Here is a 24,328-nt window from a genome sequence, read left to right on the forward strand (position 1 = left end):
GATGAACGCTAATGTCTATGCCGCGGCCGATCTTTTAGATGGTGATGGAATTGATACTCAATCCATTCAAGAAAGTGTGCGCCGGATGTTAATCGCTTTTGGTGAAGATCCAAATCGCCAAGGCTTGCTACGGACCCCTGAACGAGTAGCAAAAATGTATGAGGAATTACTCGCCGGTTACCGTATAGATCCGGTTGAACTGATTAATGATGCCATCTTTGATGTCAATTATGACGAAATGGTCGTGGTACGAGATATAGAGTTTTATAGTTTATGCGAGCATCACATGTTGCCTTTTATCGGCCGCGCTCATGTGGCGTATATCCCCAAGGGCAAGGTGATCGGTCTTTCCAAGATTCCGCGAGTTGTGGACATGTTTGCTCGGCGGTTACAGGTTCAGGAGCGCATGACGCGCCAAATTGCGGACTTCCTAAATGAGGTTTTGCATCCTATGGGGGTCGCGGTGGTGGTCGAGGCTATTCATATGTGCGCGATGATTCGGGGCGTCAAGAAGCACAACTCGCGAATGACGACTTCAACCATGCTGGGCGCATTTCGCACGAGCATGGCAACGCGGATGGAGTTTTTGGATAATATCTCGCGCAGTGCCGAGCCCCTGCATATTTAACGCAGGCGACTCAGATGTTGCAAATCGCTACGTACAAAAGCAGAGGAGGTTGAACGGAGCCGTTGGGCGATTTCAGCCAGGCTTTCGCTGTTGGTGGAATGGCTGAGATCTGGACGTAATTCTGCCAGTGGCAGCGCGATAAAATCGCGTTGCCAAATATTGCTATCCAGGACTCGATCATCAAAGATAAGCACATCTAAATCTATGGTGCGGGGAGCGTTCTTATCGGGTGTTCGAACCCGTCCCAAGGCTTGTTCAATGGGCGCCAGGATTTGCTTTTTTAAGGCTTCCAAATCGAGGGGGGTTGAGAGCCAAACGACAGCATTTAAAAAGCGCGGACCGGGCGAGCCCACGGCCTCGGTCTCCCAAATACTGGAAATGGCGTTAATGACACAGGATTCCTTCAGACGGTGAATGGCTGCAGCGATATTGACCTCAGGCTCGATGTTGCTGCCTAAGAGGATATAAGCCTGATGCATGGCTGGGGTAGTTTTTGAATCCCGAAAACGCTCGATTTCTACCCCCACGGACCGGGCAAAACGGACGGCGCCTGGTTTTTCGACCCTCACCCGCACGCCTATAACATTGGGTTCTTCCAAGGATAAACGTGCAATATCGGCAGCGAGGGCTTCAACGGTGTAGCGCTCGGCGCGCTCAACGTAAGCCGTGATTTTCTTGGCAATGGTTCGATAGTTGATGCAGTCTTCAATGCGGTCTGTTTGGGCGGCTTTACTAACATCCCCAAATAGTACCAGGTTTATGAGGATGTCTTGAGGTTGCGAGCGCTCACGGTCACTAATACCTATGACACCGCGGACTAACAAGTCTTGGATGAAAGTAATGTCCATAGACCCTCTCCTTAGACAAGATGACGCCCACCATCAAGGTGAATAATCTCGCCAGTGATATACATTGGTGCGCTTAGGAGAAAAATGAGTGTTTGCTCTACTTCCTCTATGGAAGCCCAGCGTTGCGCGGGGACAGAGTGAAGCAAATCTTCCTCTACATGACCATCGCTAGGGGGGAGGATGGCTCCCAAGGCTATTCCATTGACCACGATGCGCGGGGCTAAAGCCAATGCCAAACTACGCGTTAGCGCCGCCAGTGCTGCCTTGCTGATGGTATAGGCAAAATGGTCACTTCCCGGTCTCAAAGCACGCCAATCGAGGATATTGATAATGCGGCCACTTTGGGGTGTGGGGAGAAGCATCGCAAAATGACGGCTGAGAAGAAAGGGGGCGGTTAGGTTGATATTCAGGTGGCGTTGCCAAGTTTCCAGGTCCGTCTCCCAGAGATCGCGAGGTTCAAAAATGGCAGCATTATTCACCAGTCCGTCGAGAGGTGCCAATCTCCAGGCTTGGTCGAGGAGCGATTCTGCGTTGGCGGGATTGGAAAGATCACTCTCAAGCACCCAGGCTTTAACCCCCATTTGTTGGGCGAATTCAGCCACCTCGTGTGCTTCGGCGGGAGAATGTCCATGATGGATAATAATGTTCCCTCCTTCTTTGGCGATAGCCAAGGCAAAGACCCGTCCTAAACGACGCGCCGCCCCCGTGACCAGGAAAGTTTTACCCAAAAGGTGCATGGATTACTCCTTAGGAATGGGTTTAATCCGTTTGGAGATCTGAAACAGGCTAATGAGCAGGACCAACCAAGCGATGATTTGAGCCTGACGGAAGATTCCAAATAAAATCACCGAGTCGCCTCGAAATGGTTCGATAATCAACCGGGCTAAGGCGCTCAACCCAATAAAAACCCAGAATTGAAACCCTGCGGGGAAGTTGTAGCGCGCTGTGTACAAAATAAAAATTACAATTCCCAAAGCCAGAATAAAGGCATAGACTTGAGTAGGATGACGACACTCACTCCAAAGATGAACACACCAAGGTAGTTGGGTGGGGGCCCCATAGGCGTTGCCTGAAGCCAAGTTGGCGAGATGAATGGTGCTGACAAAAACTGCGGCCGGAGCCGTTAGTTGATCGAGTGTATTCCAGAATTTCAGGCTGTGGCGGTAGCCGTAAACCAGCCCCGCCAGGAAGGCGACCAAAATCCCTGCAGGAGGATCTAGCATAATTGGGGACGGAGTTATTAGGGCAATGGGATTGTTGATGAAAGCAGAGATGTGTTGAGCCGCATAACCCAAACGAGCACCGATAATGCCCGCGAGTATTGCTATTAACACCAAGGTTTCGTAAGGAGAGGAAGAGTGCGCGAAGGTTGGGTTTTGCTTTACTCCCACCCAAAGCGCTATCCACAGACCAGCAAGAAGGATCAGAATAGACGTATTGATTGAAAGGGGACCGACATGGAGGACTGGGAACATTGAGGTAAATCAATACTAATGGTGCAGGATTTGCTCAATTTCGGAGCGCAGCCAGGCGGCTAAAACAGGACCACCGATCATCATACTGCGAATGCTCTTGTCACGCGCTAATAAGAACGTTGTGGGAAAGGCTTGAATTTGGTAAGCGCGGCTCACCTTTCCATCAAAATCGAGCACAACGGGGAAAGTAATGTTGTTCTCTCTCATAAATTGATGGATGTTGGAGAGATTGTCTTGGAAAGTCGCATTAACGCCGATAAAGAGTACCTGGTCTGGTTCAAATTCATGACTAAGGCGCTCGAATGTGGGCATTTCGGCGCGGCAGGGCGGGCACCAGGTGGCCCAAAAATTGAGGATAACAACCTGGGCTTGGATTTGGGCAAGATCAAGAGTCTCTCCGTTGAGTGTGGTGAGTTCGAAATGGGGGGCAATAAATCCGGTTTTGGGCGCCATGTACCGGTCGTTATGAGGAGGAAACCAGTAGGTTGAGAAGCCCAGCCACAGCAGGCTTAAAAGCGCAGTAATAACACTAATAAATCTCCACCGCTTTTGTAGACAAACTAACATACCATAATGCTATGGGTAAATTATGGGGTTGTCAAGGCGAAGGTTCGGCATTGGTTAATGTGTTTGCAAACGAGAATTGAAGGGGTGATACGAGGTTGCGGACTTGGGGTCTTGAAAATTTGGAGTAATATGGTAAAATATGATTACCCCCTCCCACCGGGGAGGGGTGGGAGTAAATTATGATACGCAACCCAGATGTTATCACCCGGTTAAAAACTGCCGAGGGTCACCTGCGTGGAATTCAGCGCATGGTGGAAGAAGGTGTTTATTGCATTGATATCATTCGTCAAATTCAGGCGGTGCAGGCTGCTTTAGATAAGGTGAGCGCGATGATTTTGGAAGATCACCTTCATTCCTGTGTTACTTTGGCCATTCAGGGCGAAGATCCTCAGGAGCGGGAGCGCGTCCTGAAAGAGATTGTTGAGGTCTTTAACGCTACTAATCTTTCCCAACGGAGGTAAATCTCATGGCAGAAGTTGAATTTTTTGTTCCAGCAATCCACTGTGCTCACTGTGTTCACACCATCAAAATGGAATTGCAGGAATTGAATGGCGTTCAAGGGGTTGAGGCTGATGTGACGAGCAAAAAGGTTCGCGTCAAGTACGAAGCTCCGGCATCCCCGGAGAGCATTGCTAAACTGCTCGAGGAGATAAATTATCCTCCCCAAAGGATTTAGGATTTGAGGCTTTACAACCTCGGGGCGTGAAAAGCGCCCTGAGGTTGCTTACTGGAGGCTGTTATGGAAAAAACACAACAGGTGGTGTTACCCATCACTGGAATGACGTGTGCCAATTGTGTCGCCACCATCGAACGCAATTTGAAGAAAGAAAAAGGAGTAAACCACGTCGCTGTCAACCTTGCTTCGGAGCGCGCTACTGTGATCTTTGATCCAACCCTAACCCGCTGGGAGGATTTGGTTGCACGCGTGGAACGGGCTGGTTATGGTGTTGCGACTGCAGACGTTCAATGGCCGATTGAAGGATTGAGCGATGATAACGATGCCCGCCGTATGGAACGCACCTTAGCACAATTGGTTGGGGTACGCGAAGTTCATGTGCTTTACCCGGCACGGCAGGTGATTATCCGTTATATACCCACCTTGATCAGTCAGCAGGAAATTCGCCACATCATTCGTCAGGCGGGTTTCGACATAGTTGAAACTACGGGGGAGTTTCAGGACGCTGAGGCTGAAGCCCGCCGAAGGGAAGTTGCGCACCAAAAGCGTTTGCTGGTTATTGGGGTGGCGTTTACTCTACCCCTTTTCCTGTTGGCCATGGGGCGTGATTTGGGAATGTTGCCGCTGACGTGGGCCCATTCTCCGAGACTGGATTGGCTTCTATGGGCGCTGGCGACCCCGGTTCAATTTTATGTGGGCTGGCAGTATTATCGGAATGGGTATAAAGCCTTGCGAAATGGGGCTGCCAATATGGACGTCTTAATCGCAATGGGGTCCTCGGTGGCTTATCTCTATTCGGTGGCAGTAGTATTTGGATGGCTCAAAGGACATGTATATTTTGAAACCGCGGCCGTGATTATCACTTTGGTGCGGCTGGGCAAGTATTTGGAAGCCCGCGCCCGTGGGTTGACCGGGGAAGCTATTCGCAAATTAATGGGATTGCAATCCCGGACGGCGCGCGTCCTCCGGGAAGGACATGAACTCGAGATTCCTATTGAAGAGGTTCAAATTGGCGACATTGTGCTGGTGCGGCCAGGTGAACGTATTCCGGTGGACGGGGTGGTTATCGAAGGACATTCAACGGTAGATGAATCTATGTTGACGGGGGAGTCTTTACCAGTGGTAAAAAAACCGGGGGACAACGTGATTGGAGGGACGCTCAATAAACAAGGTTTCCTGCGATTTGAGGCTACACGGATCGGAAAAGATACCGTTCTGGCCCAAATTGTGCGTTTGGTGCAAGAAGCCCAAGCGAGTAAAGCCCCCATCCAGCGTTTGGCAGATCGTATCGCGGCGGTATTTGTCCCTCTCGTTATCTTGATCGCAGTGATAACATTTGGCATCTGGTATTTCTTTGTACCCATTCCGGGTGATCCAAATGCAACATTTGCACGCGCTTTGATCCACATGGTGGCGGTATTGGTGATCGCCTGCCCATGTGCTCTGGGGTTGGCGACACCTACAGCGGTCATGGTTGGCACTGGCAAAGGGGCAGAACTGGGCATATTATTTCGCAACAGCGAAGCCTTGGAGCGAGCCGGGCAGGTTGATGTGGTCGTTCTGGATAAGACGGGAACGCTAACCCGAGGGCAACCTCAGGTTACCCAAATTTTTCTTGCTCCAGAAAGCCCTTTAGGTAAAGATGAAAACCGTCTTCTTCAGTTAGCAGCCAGCGTGGAACAGGTCAGTGGTCACCCATTGGGTGAAGCCATTTTAGCCGAAGCGAATGCGCGTGGTTTGCGACTGGAAAGTCCAGCTAGTTTTACGGCAGATATTGGGCAAGGTGTCGAAGCGGAAATCCAAGGTCACCGAGTAATGATAGGAAGTCCGGGAATGTTTCAGCGGCGCGGGCTTTCTCTTGATGGGCTCGAGTCGGTTGTGGAAAAAATTAAGGCAGAGGCTCAAACGCCTGTATTGGTCGCCGTGGATGGCGTTCTCAGCGGTGTAATTGGGATTGCCGATACCTTACAGGAAGGGGCTTACGACGGAGTGCGTGCGCTGCGTGATCTGGGTTTACGAGTGATAATGTTAACGGGGGATCAGCGTCCAACAGCCTTGGCGATTGCGGCACAGGTGGGTATCGAAGAAGTTATCGCCGAGGTTTTACCCCAACACAAGGCCGATGCGGTTAAATCATTACAGCAACAAGGGCATATTGTGGCCATGGTGGGGGATGGAATTAATGACGCACCTGCTTTGGCACAGGCTGATGTGGGGATTGCGATTGGCACAGGCACGGATATCGCCATGGCAACGGCACCGGTCACGTTGATCGGGAGTGATTTACGCGGCGTAGCAAGGGCGATTCTCCTTTCTCGAAAAACACTGCGCACGATTCGCCAAAACCTCTTTTGGGCCTTTTTCTACAATGTGATTCTCATTCCCGCGGCGGCGATGGGCTATCTAAATCCGATCCTGGCGGCTTTGGCCATGGCATTCAGCAGTGTTTTTGTGGTGACCAATAGCCTACGATTGCGGCGTGTGCACATAATATGAAAATCCAGATGAAAATAAAGGGCTTGCACAGACGTGTAAGCCCTTTATTTTTTTTGAGGATGGTGTGTGATTGATGGTAGAATTTTGGCAATTAGGAGTTGCCTCTTATCTTGTCATCATCCCAAGGAGCACATCCCATGATTGTCACACCTGAATTTGAATCACGTGCAATTAATACCCTGCGCTTTCTTTCGGCGGATGCAGTGCAGAACGCGAATTCAGGGCATCCGGGTCTGCCGATGGGGGCTGCAGCGATTGCCTATACTATCTGGACGCGCCACCTCAGGCATAGCCCGCGCAATCCCCATTGGCCGAATCGAGATCGCTTTATCCTTTCGGGTGGACACGGCTGTGCCTTGCTGTATTCCTTGCTTCATTTGACGGGTTACGACCTGCCTTTAGAAGAACTCAAGCGCTTTCGTCAGTGGGGGAGTAAGACCCCAGGTCATCCCGAATACGGCTTGACCCCGGGCGTAGAGACGACCACCGGTCCCTTAGGGCAGGGCTTTGCCAATGGGGTCGGTATGGCAATTGCTGAAGCCCATCTGGCAGCGGAATTCAACCGCCCTGGGTTTAACATTGTGGATCACTATATCTACGCCCTGGTCACGGATGGGGACTTGATGGAAGGAGTAGCGTCCGAAGCCGCATCGCTAGCAGGTCACCTGCGGCTGGGCAAGTTGATTTATCTTTATGATGACAACCGCATCTCGATTGACGGTTCAACGGATCTGACCTTTACCGAAGACCGTGCGCGCCGATTTGAAGCCTACGGCTGGCAAGTGTTACACGTGGCGGATGGCAATAATGTCGCTGCCCTTGACGCCGCCATCCGTGAGGCGAAAGCCGATCCGCGGCCCTCGTTGATTATCTGCCGCACCCAAATTGGGTACGGCTTACCCACGCGCCAGGGTACGGCCAAAGCCCATGGGGAACCGCCGGGTGAAGAAGAATTACGTAGTGCTAAAGAACGCCTGGGGTGGCCCTTGGAGCCGATGTTCTATATTCCCGAGGATGTGTTGGCTTTTTACCGGCAAGCTGTGGAACAGGGAGAAATGGCCGAAAAGGCATGGCAAGAGCAGTTTGAAGCCTATCGCCAGGCGTATCCAGACCTGGCGGCTGAGTTTGAGCGGCGCATGCAGGGGCGTTTACCAACCGATTGGGACAAAGACTTGCCGGAATTTGCCCCGGATTCGAAGGGGATGGCGACACGGGCAGCTTCGGGGAAAGTCTTGAATGTCTTGGCCACACGGCTGCCGGAATTGATGGGTGGATCGGCTGACCTGACGCCTTCGAACAACACCTGGATGAACTGCACCACGGCCTTTCAGGCGGATAATCCGCTGGGGCGCTATCTCCATTTTGGGGTACGTGAGCATGGTATGGGGGCGGTGGTCAATGGAATGGCCTACTATCGGGGCGTTATCCCGTTCGGTGCGACCTTCCTGGTCTTTTCGGATTATATGCGACCAGCGATCCGCCTTTCGGCCCTTTCACACCTCGGGAGCATCTGGATCTTTACCCACGATTCGATCGGTTTGGGTGAAGATGGGCCGACCCATCAACCCATTGAACAGTTACCCTCTCTGCGGGCGATCCCCAATCTGGTCGTCATTCGCCCTGCTGATGCCAATGAGGTGCGTGAAGCGTGGAAGGTAGCGATTGAGCGTCGGGATGGGCCAACGGCACTGGTATTGAGCCGGCAGGCCATTCCGGTGTTGGATCGTTCGGTATTCGCCCCGGCCAGTGGGTTGCGCCGTGGGGCGTATGTGTTGGCTGATCTGGGGGGCGGGCGCCCGCAGATCATTCTCATGGCGAGCGGCTCGGAGGTAAGCCTTATTGTTGAAGCGGGATATGCCCTGGCGGCGGAGGGATATAATGTCCGCTTGGTGTCCTTCCCGAGTTGGGAGTTATTTGAAGCGCAGGAACCAGGTTATCAGGACGAGGTGTTGCCGCCCTCCGTTGAGCGGCGCTTGGCCGTGGAGGCGGCCCGCCCTTTGGGTTGGGAGCGCTGGGTAGGGAGCAAAGGACGAATCCTGGGGATCAACCGGTTTGGGGCATCGGCACCGTACAAAATAATCTATGAGCAGTTTGGTTTGACGGTAAGCGAAATTGTGCGTGAAGCCCATGGATTGTTGGGCGTTGGTGAATAGGGAGTGGAGGCTAAAATGCGTGTAGCCATTGCGTGTGATCACGGAGGTTTTCCTCTCAAAGCGCATGTCATCGAGGCTGTGCGTTCCTTGGGGCATGAGGTGGTGGATTTTGGGGTTTTCAGCGAGGAACGAGTGGACTATCCGGATTTTGCAGAAAAAGCAGGTCGGGCGCTTCAACGCGGGGAGGTAGAAAGAGCCATTCTGATCTGCGCTTCGGGCATTGGAGTCAACATTGCGGCGAATAAAATGCGCGGCGTCTATGCCGGAGTCTGCCATGATACCTATTCTGCCCATCAAGGGGTAGAACATGACAATATGAATGCGCTGTGCCTAGGTGGGCGGATTATTGGTCCCGAGTTAGCCAAGGAAATTGTGCGCGCCTTTTTAAATGCCAAATTCTTGGGTGAAGATCGCTACCAACGTCGCTTTGAAAAGGTACAAGCCTTAGAGGAAGAGGCAAAACGTCGTTAAGTTGTTTGGGGAGAGGTAAAGATGGGCAACGAGGCTATTCAAAAGTTACATGCGTTGGGTCAATCGCTTTGGTATGACAATATTCAGCGGCGGCTTCTGGAAAACGGTGAATTGGCCAGAATGATTGCTGAGGGGCTGATCCGAGGGGTTACCTCGAATCCGACTATCTTTCATCAAGCAATTGCGCGTTCCCACGATTATGATTCCGCCATTCAGCCGATGGCTTGGGCAGGATGGTCGGCGCTACAAATTTATGATCAACTGACGGTGGAAGACATCCAGAAGGCGGCCGACTTGTTCCTGCCCGTTTATGAGGCTACCCAGGGCGAAGATGGCTATGTCAGTCTGGAAGTTGCTCCCACATTAGCCTATGATACTGAAGGTACTGTGGCAGAGGCAAAGCGCCTTTGGACGTTAGTATCCCGACCTAACTTGATGATCAAGATTCCTGCCACCGCGCCCGGAGTACCGGCCATCCGTCGAGCGATATATGAAGGAATTAACGTCAATGTGACGTTGATTTTCTCGCTGGAGCGCTATGCGCAGGTCATTGACGCGTATTTGAGCGGATTGGAAGACCGTTTGGAAACCGGATTGCCGATTGACCGCATTGCCTCAGTAGCCTCGTTCTTTGTCTCGCGTGTGGATACGAAGGTTGATAGGTTATTGGAAGAAATTATTCGACAAGAGGGCCCCGATGCTGAACAGGCTCGTTCGTTATTAGGTAAGGCGGCTATTGCAAATGCGCGTCTGGCTTATGCTCAATTCTTAGACGCATTTAAGAGTGAGCGATTTCATGCTCTTGCGCAACACGGTGCCCGAGTGCAGCGCCCGTTGTGGGCTTCGACGAGCACTAAAAATCCTGCGTATAGCGATGTGCTCTATGTAGAAGCCTTGATTGGGCCACAAACGGTCAACACGGTACCCCCTCAAACCCTGGCAGCGTTCGCTGATCATGGGAAGGCGACCTTGACCCTGAGTGCCGATGTCAATGCTGAGAAAGAGGTCATTTCAGCACTTGAGCGCCTGGGCATTTCCATGGCACGCGTCACCCAAGAACTTGAAGAAGAAGGGGTGAAGGCGTTTGCCGATGCCTTTGATGCTTTGTTGAAGACTATTGAAGAACGGCGCTCGGTGGCGGTTGCCGAATTAGGGCCGTTGGCACATCTCTTACCGGCTCAAATTGAGCGGGCCGATCATGAGCGCTACGTCCAACGCTTGTTTGAGGCTGATGCCAGTTTGTGGACTGAGAATGCTGCTGGGCAGGCCGAGATTCGTCAACGATTGGGGTGGCTGATTGCCCCGCAAAAGAGTCGTCCTTTGGTTTCTGCATGGTTCAACCTGGCTCAACAAATCGCTCAAGAGGGCTATCGGCAAGCGGTATTATTGGGGATGGGGGGATCATCCTTAGCCCCTGAGGTGTTTGCCTCGATTTTTGGGGTAGGACAACTTGGTCAATGGCCGGGTTTGAGCCTTACCGTTCTCGATAGTACGGATCCTGATCAGATTTCTGCGGTAGCACGTGATCTTGAATGGAAAGAAACTCTGTTCATCGTTTCCAGCAAATCCGGAACAACGGTTGAAGTCCACGCTTTGATGGATTACTTCTGGACCTGGGTGAAAACCCAAGGCGAACCAAACCCTGGACGTCATTTTGTGGCTATTACCGACCCAGGGACTCCGCTGGCCAAATTGGCCGAAGAGCGTGGCTTTCGCGAAGTCATTTATGGCGATCCCCATGTAGGGGGCCGTTATTCGGCGTTGACGGTGTTTGGCTTGTTTCCGGCAACTTTGTTGGGAATGAATATCGAAACCCTATTATCCCGGGCTGACCGCATGTTCGCGCAATCTTTACCCACCCAACCCGCCGGTCGCAATCCGGGTTTGGTGTTGGGGGTTCTATTGGGTGTGGCAGCCGCTCAAGGGCGGGATAAATTGACCTTCCTTGCCGATCCTGAATTATTGCCCTTAGGAGCGTGGTTGGAGCAATTGGTAGCCGAATCGAGCGGCAAAGAAGGGCGGGGAATTATTCCGGTGGATCTTGAGCCGGAGATAGACCCTAAAGATTATGGCCAAGATCGGCTGTTTGTGTATTTTCACCTTAGTGGGGCAAAGGAAGAAAGAGCAAGCGCTTTATTAGCCGCTGGTCATCCAGTGATCACTCTGCGCTTGGAAGATGTATATGATCTTGGTGCCGAAATGTATCGGTGGGAAGTAGCGATCGCCATTGCCTGTGCATTTTTACGCATAAATGCCTTTGACCAACCGGATGTTGAAGATAGTAAAATCCGCGCACGAGCCTTGCTGGCTGCTTTTCAAAACCAAGGGAAGTTGCCTTCCGAATCGCCGTGTTGGGAAGATGAACGTGTTGCAGTCTTTACCTCTCAGGATACGGGGATAGAGGGTTCGGAGCTAGCAGAGTTAATCGAACAATGGATCTCCCGAGCAGAGCCGGGGGATTACATCGCAATCAATGCCTACTTGCCCCGCAATGCTCAGATGCTGGAGCGATTACAGGCTCTACGGCGGAGAATCCTTGAAATGACACACTGTGCCACAACTCTGGGCTTTGGACCGCGATTCTTACACTCAACGGGGCAATTGCATAAGGGTGGACCGAACCGGGGACTATTTATTCAAATCACACGTGAGCCCGAAACTGATTTGGACATTCCTGGCCAATCACTACGCTTTGGGACGTTAGAACGGGCCCAGGCGATGGGTGACTTTGAGGCATTAAAGTCGCGTGGACGCCGTGTGCTCTATCTTCATTCTAAGACCCCATTCATTGAGAATATCTTATGAGATAAACAATCGTGTGAGTTAAAGCGATTACTACGAGGAGAGCCCACGGGTTCGGGGCTATTTCCGGCGGCTTCTTGAAAGCAATGCCTGAAGAATAAACACCGCGATAAAAAACACCCAGGGGTGCGAAAGCCCCCAAAGGGCTCGTCGTCCCCACCGCCGCCAGTGCTCGATTTTTTCAGCGGCTCGTAGCGGAAGCGCAGGCTTTTGTTGCCAGTCCATTTCGCGAATCAAGGGAAGAAACCCCTGGTGCACGCAGCCTTCAAGGCTGAAGATGTAAATGTAATTCGTGTGTTGATAAGCCAGTAAGAGATCACGTTGTAACTCTGCCCAACTGAGGGGCCTAGTATTGGCTACACCTTCTAAATCTACTCCCCCACCAGTACTGCCAACCCCAATGGCTTGAGCGTCAAAGGCATAACTCCATAAATAACCATCTCCCATAGGCCGAACGAAACTGGAATAAAGCATAAGGACTTCACGGTCAACGGTTAAATCCACGATCCCCAATAAACGTTGAATTAGCGACGAGTGGGCACGACGTTCATCAACAATCAGGGGAATTTGATACGATTCCACTTGGTAACCATCACGGTGGATGCGGTTAACGAGCAGTTGGTAGGCTTGGCGCCCGTAACTGCCGCGCCGACGATTGAAGGCTTGCCGAGCGAGGTACCATGCCCCGTACCAGGTACCATGCCGAAGATATTCGATGACGCGGTAATCGGGTTCGATATCCAATCCAATCGCTTCCCACTGCAAATCGTATTCCCGGCTCCAGGCCTGGAATTGCTCGTAACGTTGGTAGGCTTGGTCAACATTATCTAAATTAAACCAATACCCCTGATCTTTAGGAAGCAAGAGCCATGCATGAACCGGAATATTTTCCCTGTTTAAGCGTCTGACAATATCCGCACGCTCAGGGCTCAGGTCGAGGATGCCAAGACTGACGTGAGCGTTTAGAGTCTTTAGTTCGGGTATGAGTTCAGAAGTTTCAAACAATTTTTGTAGAGGATTATTTTCAAGTTCACAAAAGAAGGTGAGTACAGGTTTATTCATTATCGCCTCGATGAGAAGCACAGATTGGGAAGGTTAGTTTTCCGACGCTTGTTGTGCTAAGGCAATCGCACCTAGAACGCCCGTTAAACTGCCCAATTTGGGGGGGACGATGTAAGAATCCGTCTCTTCAAGGAGCGCCCTGGCCTGGATATAGCCATTTAACAAGGTGCGAGTGAGGTCTCGAATCCTGGGGAAGAGGTGGGTTTGCTGCATAACCCCACCCCCCAAGATTATCCGTTGGGGAGAAACGACACAAATAATGGTTTGTAAAGCCAAAGCAATATAGTTTGCTTCCAGATCCCAAATGGGATGATTAGAGGGCACGGTTTCTGGATTTTGTCCCAAGCGCGCTTGCAGGGCTGGGCCGCTGGCTAAACCCTCAAAGCAATCGCCGTGAAAAGGGCAAATGCCGGGAAAGGGATCTTTCGTTAAATCGTGAGGGAGGGGTATGTGCCCCATTTCAGGGTGTAATAGGCCGTGAAACGGACGTCCCTGAACGATCAGACCACCCCCAATTCCAGTGCCAACGGTAATATAAACGTAATCTGAAAGTCCTGTAGCACTTCCCCAGATACCTTCGGCTAATGCGGCGCCGTTTACGTCGGTATCAATGACCACCGGACATCCGGTACGGGCAAGGAGTACATCTCGGATAGCGACATTTTGCCAGCCAGGTTTAGGCGTGGAGGTAATAAATCCATACGTGGGTGAGTGGGGATCAAGGTCTAAGGGGCCAAAACTGGCAATTCCAATGCCATGGAGACGGGTTTGGGTTTGAACCATAAATTGGTTGAAGAATTCAGCAGCGCGGGTGAGCGTTTCTTCGGGGGTTGTGGTGGGGAAGCGCGCTTGTGCTAGGAGTTCGTCGGGGCCGGAACCTACTGCACAAATGAATTTGGTGCCACCGGCTTCGATACCACCGAAAAGGGGCATAGATCACCTCATCTAAAGAGATTGGATGAGAGAATTGCCTGCCGTAAAGGATGGGGAGAAGGGATAAACCCCAAAGGTTGGACTATTGGTATAACAGCGGGGAGCTCTTGTCCAGCCAGGCACGAGAGCATTCGAGTTGCCTTTCAGGGTAGGGCTTGTTTCAATCTTATCATAAAAATCAAAGCAGAAAGTGTGAGGGATCCATGGATATTTTTGCCAAATGTTACGACTTTACGATTGCAAAGCAAGCCATTGAGCAGGGGATTTATCCTTATTTCATCCCAATGGCGGAAAATGAGGGGACAGAAGTCGTCTTTGAAGGTAAACGTCTGATCATGTGTGGGTCAAATAACTATCTGGGGTTAACAACTGACCCGCGGGTGAAAAAAGCAGCATGTGAGGCGATTGAACGGTTTGGCACCAGTTGCACCGGATCGCGTTTTCTCAACGGCACCTTGGCATTGCATGAACAACTTGAGCGTGAGTTAGCCGATTGGGTGGGAAAAGAAGCCGCATTGGTATTTTCTACCGGTATGCAAACCAACCTGGGCACAATCAGCGCTTTGGTTGGCCGCAATGATGTGGTGATTCTGGATAAAGATGACCATGCCAGTATCGTTGATGGCGCGCGTTTGGGATTTGGGAAAATTGAACGCTTCCGCCATAATGATGTTGAGCATTTAGAGCGCGTTCTTCGCTCCCTTCCCGAAGAAAGCGGTAAATTAATCGTAGTTGATGGCTTGTTCAGCATGGGAGGAGACATAGCTCCCTTGCCTGATATTGTGGCAGTTGCACGCAAGTATGGTGCGCGAGTTATGGTGGATGATGCCCATGGCATGGGAGTTTTGGGCGGCGGACGTGGTACAGCGGCACACTTTGGAGTAACCGATGAAGTGGATTTGATCATGTCAACTTTCAGTAAGTCCTTTGCTTCATTGGGGGGCTTTGTGGCGGGTGATGAGCAGGTCATTCACTATGTCAAGCACCATGCGCGCGCACTCATATTTAGCGCCAGCATTCCGGCCTCTAATGCGATAGCGGCCTTAACGGCTTTACGCATTATGCGTGAAGAGCCCGAGCGGATTGAGCGAGTCAATAAAATTGGTGAACGCATGCGGAATGCGTTCCGCGAAATGGGATTCAATATCGGTAATTCTCAATCCCCAATCGTTCCTATTATTATAGGGGATGATGAAAAAACGTTTCTCACGTGGCGTTTGCTATTTGAAAATGGAGTCTTTGTCAATCCGGTCATCAGTCCGGCGGTTCCACCAGGAATGCAGTTATTGCGCACCAGTTATATGGCGACACACACGGATGAGCAGTTGGACCGGGTTTTAGAAATTTTCTACAGAGTTGGAAAAATGGTTGGGTTAATTTGAGTCGTTGCCCAATTGACACAAACGATAAGGAGGCGTAGGGGTTTCCTACGCCTCGGTTGTTAAGTGAGGGTCGGCAATGAAAAGAATACCGATAGTATCGGGACCACAATGACTGGAAATGGTCGCTCCGGCTTGGGTGATACAGATTTCTTCAATTGGGGCCATAGACTGAACTGCCTTGGCCAGGTAATTGGCATCCTCATCACACCCGGTATGAGTTACAAACACGCGATGAGAATCTAGGTAAGGCAGGTGAGAGCGAAAATCTTCAAGCATGGAATCTAAGGCTTTCCGACGCGTTCCGCGGATTTTAGCCTTGACGCCAAGGGTGCCATCAGGGCGTACCTCGATAATGGGGCGAATCTTCAATACACTGCCTACAATGGCCTGCAAGGCTGTACAGCGTCCGCCTTTGTAGAGGTATTCCATGGTCTCTATGACAAAGGAGGTATGGACGCGAGGCACCGTAGCCTGAATCTCTCGGACTATATCGTCGGCTGTCCAGCCCTGATTGCGCAGTTCCGCCGCTTTAAGAACCAGTAGCCCAATACCGGTTGAAAGATTTTTGGAGTCAATTATGTGAATGCGTTTTTGAGGTAGTTGGTGAGCGGCTAAAATCCCATTGGGTAGTGTCGCTGAGAGTTTTGAGGAAATCCCAATATAAATAATCTCATCTGCGGGCTCAAAAAATTCCAAAAATTCCTTAATCGAAGGGGCAGAGGTTTTTGGGAGTTCTCCGGTTTTCGATACCAGATTAAAGAGTTCTTGTGGAGAAATTGAGCCATCAGGTATGGTACGGTTATCTATAAAGACTTGCAGGGGAAGCACCCGGATATTAAACCTAGAAATTAATTCGGGGCTCAGATCAGCACAACTGTCGGTTACAATATCCACCATATAAAAACACCCTCCCTGAGGATTTCGGGCTAATTATAGTCTATGTTGGAAAATGGGTTGAGGAGAGTTGTGATGAACGAGGAATTATCTATCTATCTTTTTGACCTGGATGGGGTTTTGATTCAACCCGGGGGCTACCGCCGTGCTTTGAGAGATACGATCAATGATTGGGCTGGCCGCATGGGGATAACGCACGATGTTGCGCCAAATGAAGAGGACATTGCGTTATTAGAAGCGCAAGGTGTTACCAGTGAATGGGATATGATCCCTTTTTCATTGGCGTTGACTATTGAGTCCTGGTGGAATAGTCATCCTGAGATCATGCTTCCTGAAGATTTGAACCAGGCTATATCTGTGATGAGCCAAGCCTCTCGTAATGAAGTACCTCGGCCTAGATACAATTGGGCTTTTATGGAATTGGGCAAGCAACGGGTTTCGGGTTATCCATTAGTTGAAGGTTTGGGGTTGAAAAAAGAAGAAGAGTGGATGAAAGAGAGATTTCCGCGCTTATCCCGACACCCGTTATTGGATACGTTGTTCTCGTCAACCCGCGATATTTTACGGCATCTCCCTAATCGAGATTTTCAGGTACGCGTCTTAGGAAGTGAGATTTTTGAGTCCACATATCAGATGGCAGCGCCTTTTATGACGCATTCCTACCTGGCAACTTGGGATCGTCCGTTAGTGGAGAAGGGTCTTCTGACTGAGGTATTTAAGAGAGGTAATAGTTGGGGTGCAGTAATTACTGCACGACCCTCCCGCTCTCCTTTACCTTCCCCAAACCGCCTAGTGGGGTATAGTCCTGAGGCTGAAATCGCAGTGGGATTAATCGAACTGGACGGGATACCGGTGGTTGGCCATGGTGCGCTGACCTACATTGCTGAGCATTTGGAAATCCACGCGGAGCAATTGCTTAAGCCCTCGCCCTTCCAGGCCCTGGCGGCTATCATGGCGGCTCTAAGTGGTGATGCGTTAATAGGGCTATTATGGGCATACCAAGTTTATGCCAAGCCGTCCTGGGGCACTAATAGTTATCTGGACCTGCTGGTAGATAAATATCGCTCGCGGTTTCCACAGTTACCTTCTGGTTTAACGGTGCATGTTTTTGAGGATTCGCCTATTGGCATCCAGGCAAGCCGGCGATCAACCCAATTTTTAGGCAAGTTGGGTTGTTGGGTTGATCTTCACGCCTGGGGGATCTCACGCCAGCCCGCTAAAATTCAAGCCTTGGTGGAGCAAGGGGCGCAGGTCTTTCCCGATGTAAACCAGGCTTTGGAGGCTGTGCTGGCCCGCCAAAATCACAGAAAACGAGCACCGGTTGAGGAGGTAGACTCAACCTGAGCATCTTCATCCACATAAACAGGTTCGCGGTGTGACGGTGTGGCCTGAACCGGGGGCTTATATCGAAAAGATGCGCTTGAGGTTATTGGTACCGCAGTACGTTGAGTGTTTGCATTGGGCATGCGCTCATGTGCACGAGAACCTACCTGGGGGTGTATTGGCTTGGGGAATGACGGTTGACTTGCCAAGAGACGCTGGCCAGCGAGCGTGAGTGTGCCAATGAGGAGGATCCGGGTTACCCAAACCAAGATGGCAATAAACAACGGCACCACCTGGATCAGCAGATCAGCGTTAATGAATGCACTAGCACGGGGAGTATGTTCAACCAAAGCCAGTGAGACGCTCCACCAAGTTAGAACGGCATTCATGGTTGCCGCCAGTAGCCAAGCACCGAAGAGGAACCAGATACCCCGATTCTGAGCAACGTCGTCATCTGGGAGAAACAAACGGGCGATGCCGGCGAAGTCAATGCTGCAGAAAGCGACGGCGAGGATCATTGCCCAGGAAAGTGGCCCAAAAGAAAGGTCACCTAAGAGATCATGCAACGCTACAAAAGTAGTGCTGTAGTTAAATAGTTCAAAACCTATCAGCGCCACCAACAGCAAAACCCCAAAGAAAATCCCTCGGTGGCGGTGAAATACGGTGGGAAGGCTTTCGAACCAAGTGTTAATCGTGTGAGTCAAGAGGGTCATCTTTACTCACCTCCAAATGATCCTGTTTTTTGCAATTATAGAATATACGTTCTATTTCGTCAAGCGGTTAAAAAATATTCATTTGCAAGTACAATAAAGAGGCATGAGGGAAAATGTCCATTTTGAATGGCTAGCGCCATGGTATGAAAAAATCTTCAAGCCACCCCCTCGGGAAGAGATTGAACGTCTTTTACAATTGCCTACATCGGGTTGGTTGTTGGATGTGGGAGGGGGAACGGGGCGGGTTACTTCCTCATTGGTGGCTGTTGCTCGAAGGGTTATAGTTTTGGATTTATCTATGGGAATGTTACGTCAGGCGAGGCTTAAACCCGCTCTTTTACCAGTGCGGGCCCAAGCTGAATTTCTACCCTTTCAAGCCCATACCTTTGACCGAATTTTGATGGTAGATACCTTTCATCATCTCGCGGACCAAAGAAGAGCCCTGGAGGAGCTGTTGCGTATATTGGCCTTTGGCGGCGTGCTGATGATTGAAGAGCCGAATTATCATCACCCCTTGGTTAAACTCATTGCTCTTTTTGAGCGCGTGATGGGAATGAATAGCCATTTTGTTTATGGTGAAAATATTGAAAGCGCACTCAGGCAAATGGGTTACGCACCGGAGTACCGTATAGATGGGGCTATAATCCGAATAGTGGTGAGAACGTGAAACAAAAGGAGGGCCTATGGATGAGATTACAATTCGCGATATAATGCTGAATCTCCCTCGAGCTTTCTCCCCGGAAAACGCCCAGGATGTTCGCGCTGTTGTTCAGTTGCATGTTACTGGTGACGAGCCCGGCGATTGGGTTATTCGCATTCAGGAAGGCCAATGTGAAGTGAACGAAGGACAGGTTGCAGGTGCGGACCTTGTTTTTACAGCAGAAGCCCGCGACCTGTTGGAAATGCTGCATGGTCGGCTGAATCCCTTAAGTGCTTATATGATGGGGCGCCTTGATTTTAGGGGGAACAGCACATTAGCCATGAAATTGCCATCTCTTTTTGCCAAGGGGATGGCATATCTTAAGCAACAGCGTGGCCAGGATCAATAAAGACCCCACCCTAAGTCAATCCCTTCTTCCATCATGGAGAAGTCCCACATTTCCATGCCGAGTTCAATGAAGGTGGGAAGCCCTAATGCTTCTTCGGCTTTTTGGCGAGTCATTTCGATCAAAGCGGGGCCATAGGGGCAGAAGGGTGTCGTTAAGATCATGCGAATCATCACTTGGTCGGGTTCGATCCGAACATTACGAATCAACCCCAATTGAATAACATTTAGACCGATTTCGGGGTCAATAATCTCGCGCAGTGCATCACGTAATTTATTGCAGGCTTCAGGATGGGTGGCTTCAGCGTCCCACACGGGACGATTCGTTCCGGGTTGAGAGGGATTTTCCATGTTCTTTCTCCGATTTTATGATGTAGACACAACGTTGGTCTTTTTGAACGATACACGTGACTTTGTCAGCAGGGTGAGCCAGCAACGTTGAGATTAAGGATTGGTCAACCGAGCAGACTTCAGGATATTGCTGACTTAAGTAGTAATAGGGGCAGTTAACCTCTCGGATACGATACGTATCACCATCTTTTTCCCACTCAACTAAAAAACCTTCCTCGGCGAGGATTTTACGCAAAAATTCTAATCGTTCTTCAGTGCTCATCTTTTCTACAACGGCTTGGTAGCCTGTGGCGATTTCCTCACCGATTTGGGCAAATATTTCGCTCATAACCTGTGGGGAAAGGGTGCCTTTTAGTTGGTTTAAGAGCCGTGTTGTCAAACGAACGTAACGGGTGGGAAAGCGTTCCAAACCCGCCTCGGTCAGGTAGTAAACCAATCGCGGACGCCCGACACCATGCCGTTCCTCCTCGCTGGCTACCAAACCCTCGGCAAGTAATGAGTTCAAATGGTGGCGAACCGATATTGGGCTGATCCCAACCGCCTGAGCCAGTTCGTTAATGGTACAGCGAGGGTTAGCAAGTAACGTTTGTAGGATGCGTTCGCGGGTGCTTTTTGTGTTCATTAATTATTCCCGTTAGAAGCCACAAGTATGAAGGCCCATGATTTCTGATGAAAGTATAACAAAGGTCAATCAAATTGTCAATATATTAGAATATTATCATAAATATTGACCAGATCACAAAAACATGCTATAATGCGCTCAACTTGATCCAAAGAGGTATATTTCCTAGGAGGTAACGAAATTCATGACCGACGCATTAGTGATTCGCAACCTAAAAGTGCGTGTGGAGGGTAAGGAGATTCTAAAGGGAGTTAACCTGACCTTACCCAAGGGTGAGGTGCATGCGATTATGGGACCCAATGGTACCGGGAAATCTACTCTGGCTTATACCCTGATGGGGCACCCGGGCTACGAGGTTGTTGAGGGCGAAGTATGGTTTAAAGGTCAGAATATTTTAGAACTGGAACCGGATGAACGAGCTCATTTGGGTATCTTCTTGGCTTTTCAATATCCGGTGTCCATTCCGGGGGTAACTGTGGCTAATTTCCTGCGAACCGCGCTCAATGCCCAACGCCGCGCCCACAACCCGGAAGATAAAGGTATCCCAATTACCGAATTCCGTAAATTGCTGAAAGAGAAGATGGCTTTGCTCAATATGGATCCGTCCTTTGGGGGACGATATTTGAATGATGGTTTCTCCGGCGGTGAAAAGAAGCGTGCTGAAATTTTACAGATGGCGGTCTTGCAACCCGAGATTGCTATTCTGGACGAGACAGACTCGGGGCTTGATATTGACGCGCTGCGCATCGTTGCCCAGGGTGTCAATGCCTTGAGGGGGCCCAATCTGGGAGTGTTGGTCATCACTCATTACCAACGCATCTTGAATTACATCAAACCGGATGTGGTTCATGTGATGATGGATGGCCGGATTGTTGAAACCGGTGGCCCTGACTTAGCCTTGCACCTTGAGGAAAAAGGTTACAGTTGGGTGCGCGAGAAATTGGAAGGCGATTCGGTTCTGGCGTAACCCCGATGATTAGTGGTGAGTTTGAGCGGAGGGCAAAATGGTAGCAAAACCTCAGCAGGAAGAATTCCTGGAGCAATTAGGTGAGTACCGTTATGGTTTCGCCGCTCCAGATGTGTCGGTGTTCAAGGTTCGCAAAGGGCTTGATGAGGAGGTTGTAAAGCAGATTTCCTGGATGAAGGGTGAGCCCCAATGGATGCTTGAGTTCCGTTTACGGGCTCTGGAGCATTTCCGCAAGCGCCCTATGCCTATGTGGGGGGCTGACCTTTCTGGGCTTAACCTGGATGATATTTACTATTATGTCAAGCCCACGGATAAAGAGGGGCGTTCTTGGGATGACATCCCTGACCCGATCAAAGAAACCTTTGAGCGATTAGGTATTCCTGAGGCGGAACGGCGGTTTCTGGCTGGCTTGGGCGCTCAATATGAGTCCGAGATGGTCTATCACAGCATCCAGGAACACCTGGCCAAGCAAGGGGTGATCTTTGTTAGCATTGAGGATGGCTTGCGTCATTACCCCGATCTGTTCCGTGAATATTTCGGTAAAGTGATCCCGATTGAGGATAACAAATTCGCGGCGCTTAATAGCGCGGTGTGGTCAGGGGGGTCGTTCGTCTATGTGCCCAAGGGTGTCAAGGTTGATCTGCCCTTGCAAGCCTACTTTCGCTTGAATGTGGCCAACATTGGCCAATTCGAACGTACTCTGATCATTGCAGACGAAGGTGCGCAGGTGCACTATGTTGAGGGATGCACGGCGCCTATCTACTCAACCGATTCGTTCCACAGCGGTGTGATCGAAATTGTGGTCAAGAAAGGGGCTCGAGTGCGTTACACCACCATCCAAAATTGGTCTACCAATGTGTATAACCTGGTCACTCAGCGGGCTATTGTGGAAGAAGAGGGGACCATGGAGTGGGTGGACTGCAACTTGGGCTCAAAAATCACCATGAAATACCCATCGTGCTATTTGATGGGTCCGGGAGCCCATGGTGAAATCCTTTCTATGGCATTTGCTGGGCCTGGTCAGTGGCAAGATGCGGGCGGTAAGGTGATTCATTTCGCGCCGCACACCAGTAGCAAGATCACCTCAAAGTCCATCAGTAAGGGCGGCGGACGGGCGTCCTATCGCGGCCTCTTGAAGGTGCACAAAGGCGCCTACGATGCCCGTTCGAATGTTGTCTGTGATGCTTTGTTGTTAGATCCGAAGTCGCGATCAGATACCTATCCGTATATTGAGATTGACGAAGAGGACGTAACCATCGGTCATGAGGCTTCGGTCTCAAAAGTGGGCGAGGAACAACTATTCTACCTGATGAGCCGCGGTCTGAGCGAAGAAGAGGCGACAACCATGGTGGTTTCTGGGTTTATCGAGCCGTTGGTCAAAGAACTGCCTATGGAATACGCAGTTGAAATGAATCGGCTTATCCAATTGCAGATGGAAGGCTCGATTGGTTAATCATTGTACATCGAAGATATTGGATAGAAGAGGATGTGGAGGCTATGACGAAGGAAACCCCTGAGATTGTCATTCGAGGTCGGCGGCGCGAATCACAAGCGCCGGTTAAGACCTTTTCCTTTCAACGGTCCATGATTCGGGTGGACGGCCTGAGTTCGGGTATTCAAGCTTTTCGTGAGCGGGCTTGGAATCTCTTTGAAAATTTGCCCATGCCTGATCCCAAGGATGAGGCTTGGCGACGTACCGATATCAGCGGGCTTCAGGCCGATCTTTTTCGTCTACCTGAAACGGATGCCTATCTAGATCTTGCTCCACTAGATGAGAGTTTGCTAAGCCCTTTGGCAGGGGAGGCTCATGCCGGTCAGGTAATTCTATTGCCCGGTGGAGCGCGAACTACTCTGGATGAAAACCTTCGTGCTCAAGGTGTGGTTTTCACCGATTTGCGCACAGCGGAACAGAATTACGCAGAACTATTAGAAACCCGATTAGGGAAAATCGTTTCCCCGGAAGAAGGTAAGTTTGCAGCGTTGGCATCTGCACTGGCGCAGACCGGAGTGTTCCTCTATGTACCGAAGGGGGTTGTTATTGAACAACCACTTCACAGTTTGCTGTGGGGGCCGGGAATAGGTTTAGCCCATATATCCCACGTAGTCGTATGGTTAGAAGAAGGCGCTTCGGTGACGTATGTTCACGAATATGCTTCACCAACCGAAACCGGTGGGCAAACGCTTCACGCCGGGTTAGTTGAAGTGTTTGTGGGGGAAGGCGCGTCCCTGCGATTCGTTGAATTGCAATCCTGGGGTGAGCATGTCTGGAACTTTACCCACGAGCGGGTCCGCGTTGGCCGCCAAGGTAATGTGGACTGGGTCTTCGGTGCCATGGGAGGGCATTTGACCAAGAATTTTGCCGAGTTGGATCTGGTGGGTGAAGGAAGCAGTGGTCGTATGTCGGGATTTTACTTCACCGATGGCGATCAGCACCTCGATTATGACTCCCAGCAGAACCATCTGGCACCCCATACAACCAGCGATTTGTTATTCAAAGGGGCGTTGCTGGATCGAAGTCGGGTCGTTTGGCAAGGGATGATCTACGTTGCACCAGGGGCCTTCAAAACCGATGGTTACCAGGCCAACCGTAATCTAGTGCTCAGTCGTCAGGCGCGGGCGGACTCCATTCCCGGCCTGGAGATATTGGCAGACGATGTGCGCTGCACACACGGGGCCACAGTGGGCAAAATTGATCCTGAGCAGATTTTTTATCTGCGTACCCGCGGTATCCCTGATGTGGAGGCAAAGCGGTTAATCGTTGAGGGATTCTTTGACCCGATCATGCAGCGCATTCCGTTTGAGGGTGTACGGGCGCGCTTCCAAGAGGCGATTCAACGAAAGATGTTAAACTTTAAAGGCTGAACATCCTTGACCTTTCCCCTGGGTTGCTCTGGCAATGATTTCAGAACAATCCGGGGGA

At 50.7% G+C, this 24,328-nt stretch carries 24 protein-coding genes; 14 read left to right on the forward strand and 10 right to left on the reverse strand.

Translation table 11 applies throughout. The features are described from left to right. Position 1: 1 nt before the first annotated feature. Positions 2-628, forward strand: coding sequence for a GTP cyclohydrolase I FolE (folE, locus tag QYE77_RS00850; RefSeq protein WP_315624906.1), 627 nt, complete (start codon positions 2-4; stop codon positions 626-628). Here folE and folK read toward each other — a convergent pair. Genes folK through QYE77_RS00870 form a run of 4 tightly spaced genes read right to left on the reverse strand, consistent with a single transcriptional unit; the run spans position 625 to position 3,518 of the window. Then, entirely contained in the window at positions 625-1,476 is an 852-nt protein-coding gene (folK, locus tag QYE77_RS00855) for a 2-amino-4-hydroxy-6-hydroxymethyldihydropteridine diphosphokinase (protein WP_315623335.1), read from the reverse strand. The two genes, folE and folK, sit on opposite strands and share 4 nt — an antisense overlap. 11 nt (positions 1,477-1,487) lie before the next feature. Further along, entirely contained in the window at positions 1,488-2,213 is a 726-nt protein-coding gene (locus QYE77_RS00860; RefSeq protein WP_315623337.1) for an SDR family oxidoreductase, read from the reverse strand. A gap of 3 nt (positions 2,214-2,216) precedes the next feature. Further along, complete coding sequence (locus QYE77_RS00865) at positions 2,217-2,951, reverse strand: prolipoprotein diacylglyceryl transferase (RefSeq protein ID WP_315623339.1); 735 nt, start codon at positions 2,949-2,951, stop codon at positions 2,217-2,219. Between the two features lie 15 nt (positions 2,952-2,966). Next, positions 2,967-3,518, reverse strand: a complete 552-nt coding sequence (locus QYE77_RS00870; RefSeq protein WP_315623341.1) for a TlpA family protein disulfide reductase — start codon at positions 3,516-3,518, stop codon at positions 2,967-2,969. A 179-nt stretch (positions 3,519-3,697) separates the two neighbouring features. On the opposite strand from QYE77_RS00870, the gene QYE77_RS00875 reads away from it, so the two are divergent. The 6 genes from QYE77_RS00875 to QYE77_RS00900 all read left to right on the forward strand — a co-directional run bounded on the left by QYE77_RS00875 (position 3,698) and on the right by QYE77_RS00900 (position 12,119). Beyond that, the gene (locus tag QYE77_RS00875; RefSeq protein WP_315623343.1) at positions 3,698-3,979 is read left to right on the forward strand and encodes a metal-sensitive transcriptional regulator; all 282 of its coding nucleotides are present in this window, start codon (positions 3,698-3,700) and stop codon (positions 3,977-3,979) included. 5 nt (positions 3,980-3,984) lie between these two features. Next, positions 3,985-4,194, forward strand: a complete 210-nt coding sequence (locus QYE77_RS00880) for a heavy-metal-associated domain-containing protein (protein WP_315623345.1) — start codon at positions 3,985-3,987, stop codon at positions 4,192-4,194. Between the two features lie 63 nt (positions 4,195-4,257). Beyond that, positions 4,258-6,690, forward strand: a complete 2,433-nt coding sequence (locus QYE77_RS00885; protein WP_315623347.1) for a heavy metal translocating P-type ATPase — start codon at positions 4,258-4,260, stop codon at positions 6,688-6,690. Between the two features lie 137 nt (positions 6,691-6,827). Continuing rightward, a complete protein-coding gene (gene tkt, locus QYE77_RS00890) occupies positions 6,828-8,843 on the forward strand; it encodes a transketolase (RefSeq protein WP_315623349.1) in 2,016 nt (671 codons plus the stop codon). 15 nt (positions 8,844-8,858) lie between these two features. Then, on the forward strand, positions 8,859-9,314 hold the full coding sequence (gene rpiB / locus QYE77_RS00895; protein ID WP_315623351.1) for a ribose 5-phosphate isomerase B: 456 nt from the start codon (positions 8,859-8,861) through the stop codon (positions 9,312-9,314). A gap of 21 nt (positions 9,315-9,335) precedes the next feature. After that, positions 9,336-12,119 (forward strand): bifunctional transaldolase/phosoglucose isomerase, encoded by a 2,784-nt coding sequence (locus QYE77_RS00900; RefSeq protein WP_315623353.1) that lies wholly within the window; start codon positions 9,336-9,338, stop codon positions 12,117-12,119. A 57-nt stretch (positions 12,120-12,176) separates the two neighbouring features. Here the strand turns inward: QYE77_RS00900 and QYE77_RS00905 are convergent, their stop codons facing one another. Then, on the reverse strand, positions 12,177-13,178 hold the full coding sequence (locus tag QYE77_RS00905) for a hypothetical protein (protein WP_315623354.1): 1,002 nt from the start codon (positions 13,176-13,178) through the stop codon (positions 12,177-12,179). Between the two features lie 33 nt (positions 13,179-13,211). Further along, positions 13,212-14,111 carry an ROK family protein gene (locus tag QYE77_RS00910; RefSeq protein WP_315623356.1) on the reverse strand — a complete coding sequence of 300 codons (900 nt, stop codon included), beginning with the start codon at positions 14,109-14,111 and terminating at the stop codon, positions 13,212-13,214. 203 nt (positions 14,112-14,314) lie between these two features. Between QYE77_RS00910 and QYE77_RS00915 the strand changes: the two genes are divergently transcribed. Continuing rightward, positions 14,315-15,493, forward strand: coding sequence for an aminotransferase class I/II-fold pyridoxal phosphate-dependent enzyme (locus QYE77_RS00915; protein ID WP_315623358.1), 1,179 nt, complete (start codon positions 14,315-14,317; stop codon positions 15,491-15,493). A 45-nt stretch (positions 15,494-15,538) separates the two neighbouring features. On the opposite strand, the gene QYE77_RS00920 is transcribed toward QYE77_RS00915, so the two are convergent. Further along, a complete protein-coding gene (locus tag QYE77_RS00920) occupies positions 15,539-16,390 on the reverse strand; it encodes a DegV family protein (RefSeq protein WP_315623360.1) in 852 nt (283 codons plus the stop codon). Between the two features lie 72 nt (positions 16,391-16,462). Here QYE77_RS00920 and QYE77_RS00925 point away from each other — a divergent pair, with 72 nt between their 5' ends. After that, complete coding sequence (locus QYE77_RS00925; protein WP_315623362.1) at positions 16,463-17,731, forward strand: hypothetical protein; 1,269 nt, start codon at positions 16,463-16,465, stop codon at positions 17,729-17,731. Here QYE77_RS00925 and QYE77_RS00930 read toward each other — a convergent pair. Continuing rightward, a complete protein-coding gene (locus QYE77_RS00930; RefSeq protein WP_315623364.1) occupies positions 17,689-18,423 on the reverse strand; it encodes a hypothetical protein in 735 nt (244 codons plus the stop codon). The two genes, QYE77_RS00925 and QYE77_RS00930, sit on opposite strands and share 43 nt — an antisense overlap. 103 nt (positions 18,424-18,526) lie before the next feature. Here QYE77_RS00930 and QYE77_RS00935 point away from each other — a divergent pair, with 103 nt between their 5' ends. Continuing rightward, on the forward strand, positions 18,527-19,090 hold the full coding sequence (locus QYE77_RS00935; RefSeq protein WP_315623366.1) for a class I SAM-dependent methyltransferase: 564 nt from the start codon (positions 18,527-18,529) through the stop codon (positions 19,088-19,090). 16 nt (positions 19,091-19,106) lie between these two features. Further along, positions 19,107-19,472 carry an SCP2 sterol-binding domain-containing protein gene (locus QYE77_RS00940; RefSeq protein ID WP_315623368.1) on the forward strand — a complete coding sequence of 122 codons (366 nt, stop codon included), beginning with the start codon at positions 19,107-19,109 and terminating at the stop codon, positions 19,470-19,472. On the opposite strand, the gene QYE77_RS00945 is transcribed toward QYE77_RS00940, so the two are convergent. Both QYE77_RS00945 and QYE77_RS00950 read right to left on the reverse strand, forming a co-directional pair. Beyond that, a complete protein-coding gene (locus QYE77_RS00945) occupies positions 19,466-19,819 on the reverse strand; it encodes a metal-sulfur cluster assembly factor (protein WP_315623370.1) in 354 nt (117 codons plus the stop codon). The genes QYE77_RS00940 and QYE77_RS00945 overlap by 7 nt on opposite strands. Further along, positions 19,770-20,441 carry a helix-turn-helix transcriptional regulator gene (locus tag QYE77_RS00950; RefSeq protein WP_315623372.1) on the reverse strand — a complete coding sequence of 224 codons (672 nt, stop codon included), beginning with the start codon at positions 20,439-20,441 and terminating at the stop codon, positions 19,770-19,772. Before QYE77_RS00950 ends, QYE77_RS00945 begins: the two co-directional genes overlap by 50 nt. 184 nt (positions 20,442-20,625) lie before the next feature. Between QYE77_RS00950 and sufC the strand changes: the two genes are divergently transcribed. Genes sufC through sufD form a run of 3 tightly spaced genes read left to right on the forward strand, consistent with a single transcriptional unit; the run spans position 20,626 to position 24,270 of the window. After that, positions 20,626-21,408, forward strand: a complete 783-nt coding sequence (sufC, locus tag QYE77_RS00955; protein ID WP_315623374.1) for a Fe-S cluster assembly ATPase SufC — start codon at positions 20,626-20,628, stop codon at positions 21,406-21,408. A 37-nt stretch (positions 21,409-21,445) separates the two neighbouring features. Beyond that, complete coding sequence (gene sufB / locus QYE77_RS00960) at positions 21,446-22,861, forward strand: Fe-S cluster assembly protein SufB (RefSeq protein ID WP_315623376.1); 1,416 nt, start codon at positions 21,446-21,448, stop codon at positions 22,859-22,861. 44 nt (positions 22,862-22,905) lie between these two features. Beyond that, the gene (sufD, locus tag QYE77_RS00965; RefSeq protein WP_315623378.1) at positions 22,906-24,270 is read left to right on the forward strand and encodes a Fe-S cluster assembly protein SufD; all 1,365 of its coding nucleotides are present in this window, start codon (positions 22,906-22,908) and stop codon (positions 24,268-24,270) included. The last annotated feature ends 58 nt before the right edge of the window (positions 24,271-24,328 follow it).

It is taken from the genome of Thermanaerothrix solaris, assembly GCF_032334255.1.
GTDB classification, from domain to species: Bacteria; Chloroflexota; Anaerolineae; order Anaerolineales; family Anaerolineaceae; genus Thermanaerothrix; species Thermanaerothrix solaris.

Bases quoted from the DNA above. Each gene is read 5' to 3' on its own strand.
- QYE77_RS00880 (WP_315623345.1), top strand. From the start codon at position 3,985: ATGGCAGAAGTTGAATTTTTTGTTCCAGCAATCCACTGTGCTCACTGT.
- sufC (WP_315623374.1), top strand. From the start codon at position 20,626: ATGACCGACGCATTAGTGATTCGCAACCTAAAAGTGCGTGTGGAGGGT.
- sufB (WP_315623376.1), top strand. From the start codon at position 21,446: ATGGTAGCAAAACCTCAGCAGGAAGAATTCCTGGAGCAATTAGGTGAG.
- QYE77_RS00935 (WP_315623366.1), top strand. From the start codon at position 18,527: ATGAGGGAAAATGTCCATTTTGAATGGCTAGCGCCATGGTATGAAAAA.
- QYE77_RS00945 (WP_315623370.1), bottom strand. From the start codon at position 19,819: ATGGAAAATCCCTCTCAACCCGGAACGAATCGTCCCGTGTGGGACGCT.
- QYE77_RS00860 (WP_315623337.1), bottom strand. From the start codon at position 2,213: ATGCACCTTTTGGGTAAAACTTTCCTGGTCACGGGGGCGGCGCGTCGT.
- QYE77_RS00885 (WP_315623347.1), top strand. From the start codon at position 4,258: ATGGAAAAAACACAACAGGTGGTGTTACCCATCACTGGAATGACGTGT.
- folE (WP_315624906.1), top strand. From the start codon at position 2: ATGAACGCTAATGTCTATGCCGCGGCCGATCTTTTAGATGGTGATGGA.
- QYE77_RS00915 (WP_315623358.1), top strand. From the start codon at position 14,315: ATGGATATTTTTGCCAAATGTTACGACTTTACGATTGCAAAGCAAGCC.
- folK (WP_315623335.1), bottom strand. From the start codon at position 1,476: ATGGACATTACTTTCATCCAAGACTTGTTAGTCCGCGGTGTCATAGGT.
- QYE77_RS00900 (WP_315623353.1), top strand. From the start codon at position 9,336: ATGGGCAACGAGGCTATTCAAAAGTTACATGCGTTGGGTCAATCGCTT.
- QYE77_RS00930 (WP_315623364.1), bottom strand. From the start codon at position 18,423: ATGACCCTCTTGACTCACACGATTAACACTTGGTTCGAAAGCCTTCCC.
- QYE77_RS00875 (WP_315623343.1), top strand. From the start codon at position 3,698: ATGATACGCAACCCAGATGTTATCACCCGGTTAAAAACTGCCGAGGGT.
- QYE77_RS00950 (WP_315623372.1), bottom strand. From the start codon at position 20,441: ATGAACACAAAAAGCACCCGCGAACGCATCCTACAAACGTTACTTGCT.
- QYE77_RS00920 (WP_315623360.1), bottom strand. From the start codon at position 16,390: ATGGTGGATATTGTAACCGACAGTTGTGCTGATCTGAGCCCCGAATTA.
- QYE77_RS00940 (WP_315623368.1), top strand. From the start codon at position 19,107: ATGGATGAGATTACAATTCGCGATATAATGCTGAATCTCCCTCGAGCT.
- QYE77_RS00905 (WP_315623354.1), bottom strand. From the start codon at position 13,178: ATGAATAAACCTGTACTCACCTTCTTTTGTGAACTTGAAAATAATCCT.
- QYE77_RS00925 (WP_315623362.1), top strand. From the start codon at position 16,463: ATGAACGAGGAATTATCTATCTATCTTTTTGACCTGGATGGGGTTTTG.
- tkt (WP_315623349.1), top strand. From the start codon at position 6,828: ATGATTGTCACACCTGAATTTGAATCACGTGCAATTAATACCCTGCGC.
- QYE77_RS00865 (WP_315623339.1), bottom strand. From the start codon at position 2,951: ATGTTCCCAGTCCTCCATGTCGGTCCCCTTTCAATCAATACGTCTATT.
- rpiB (WP_315623351.1), top strand. From the start codon at position 8,859: ATGCGTGTAGCCATTGCGTGTGATCACGGAGGTTTTCCTCTCAAAGCG.
- QYE77_RS00870 (WP_315623341.1), bottom strand. From the start codon at position 3,518: ATGTTAGTTTGTCTACAAAAGCGGTGGAGATTTATTAGTGTTATTACT.
- sufD (WP_315623378.1), top strand. From the start codon at position 22,906: ATGACGAAGGAAACCCCTGAGATTGTCATTCGAGGTCGGCGGCGCGAA.
- QYE77_RS00910 (WP_315623356.1), bottom strand. From the start codon at position 14,111: ATGCCCCTTTTCGGTGGTATCGAAGCCGGTGGCACCAAATTCATTTGT.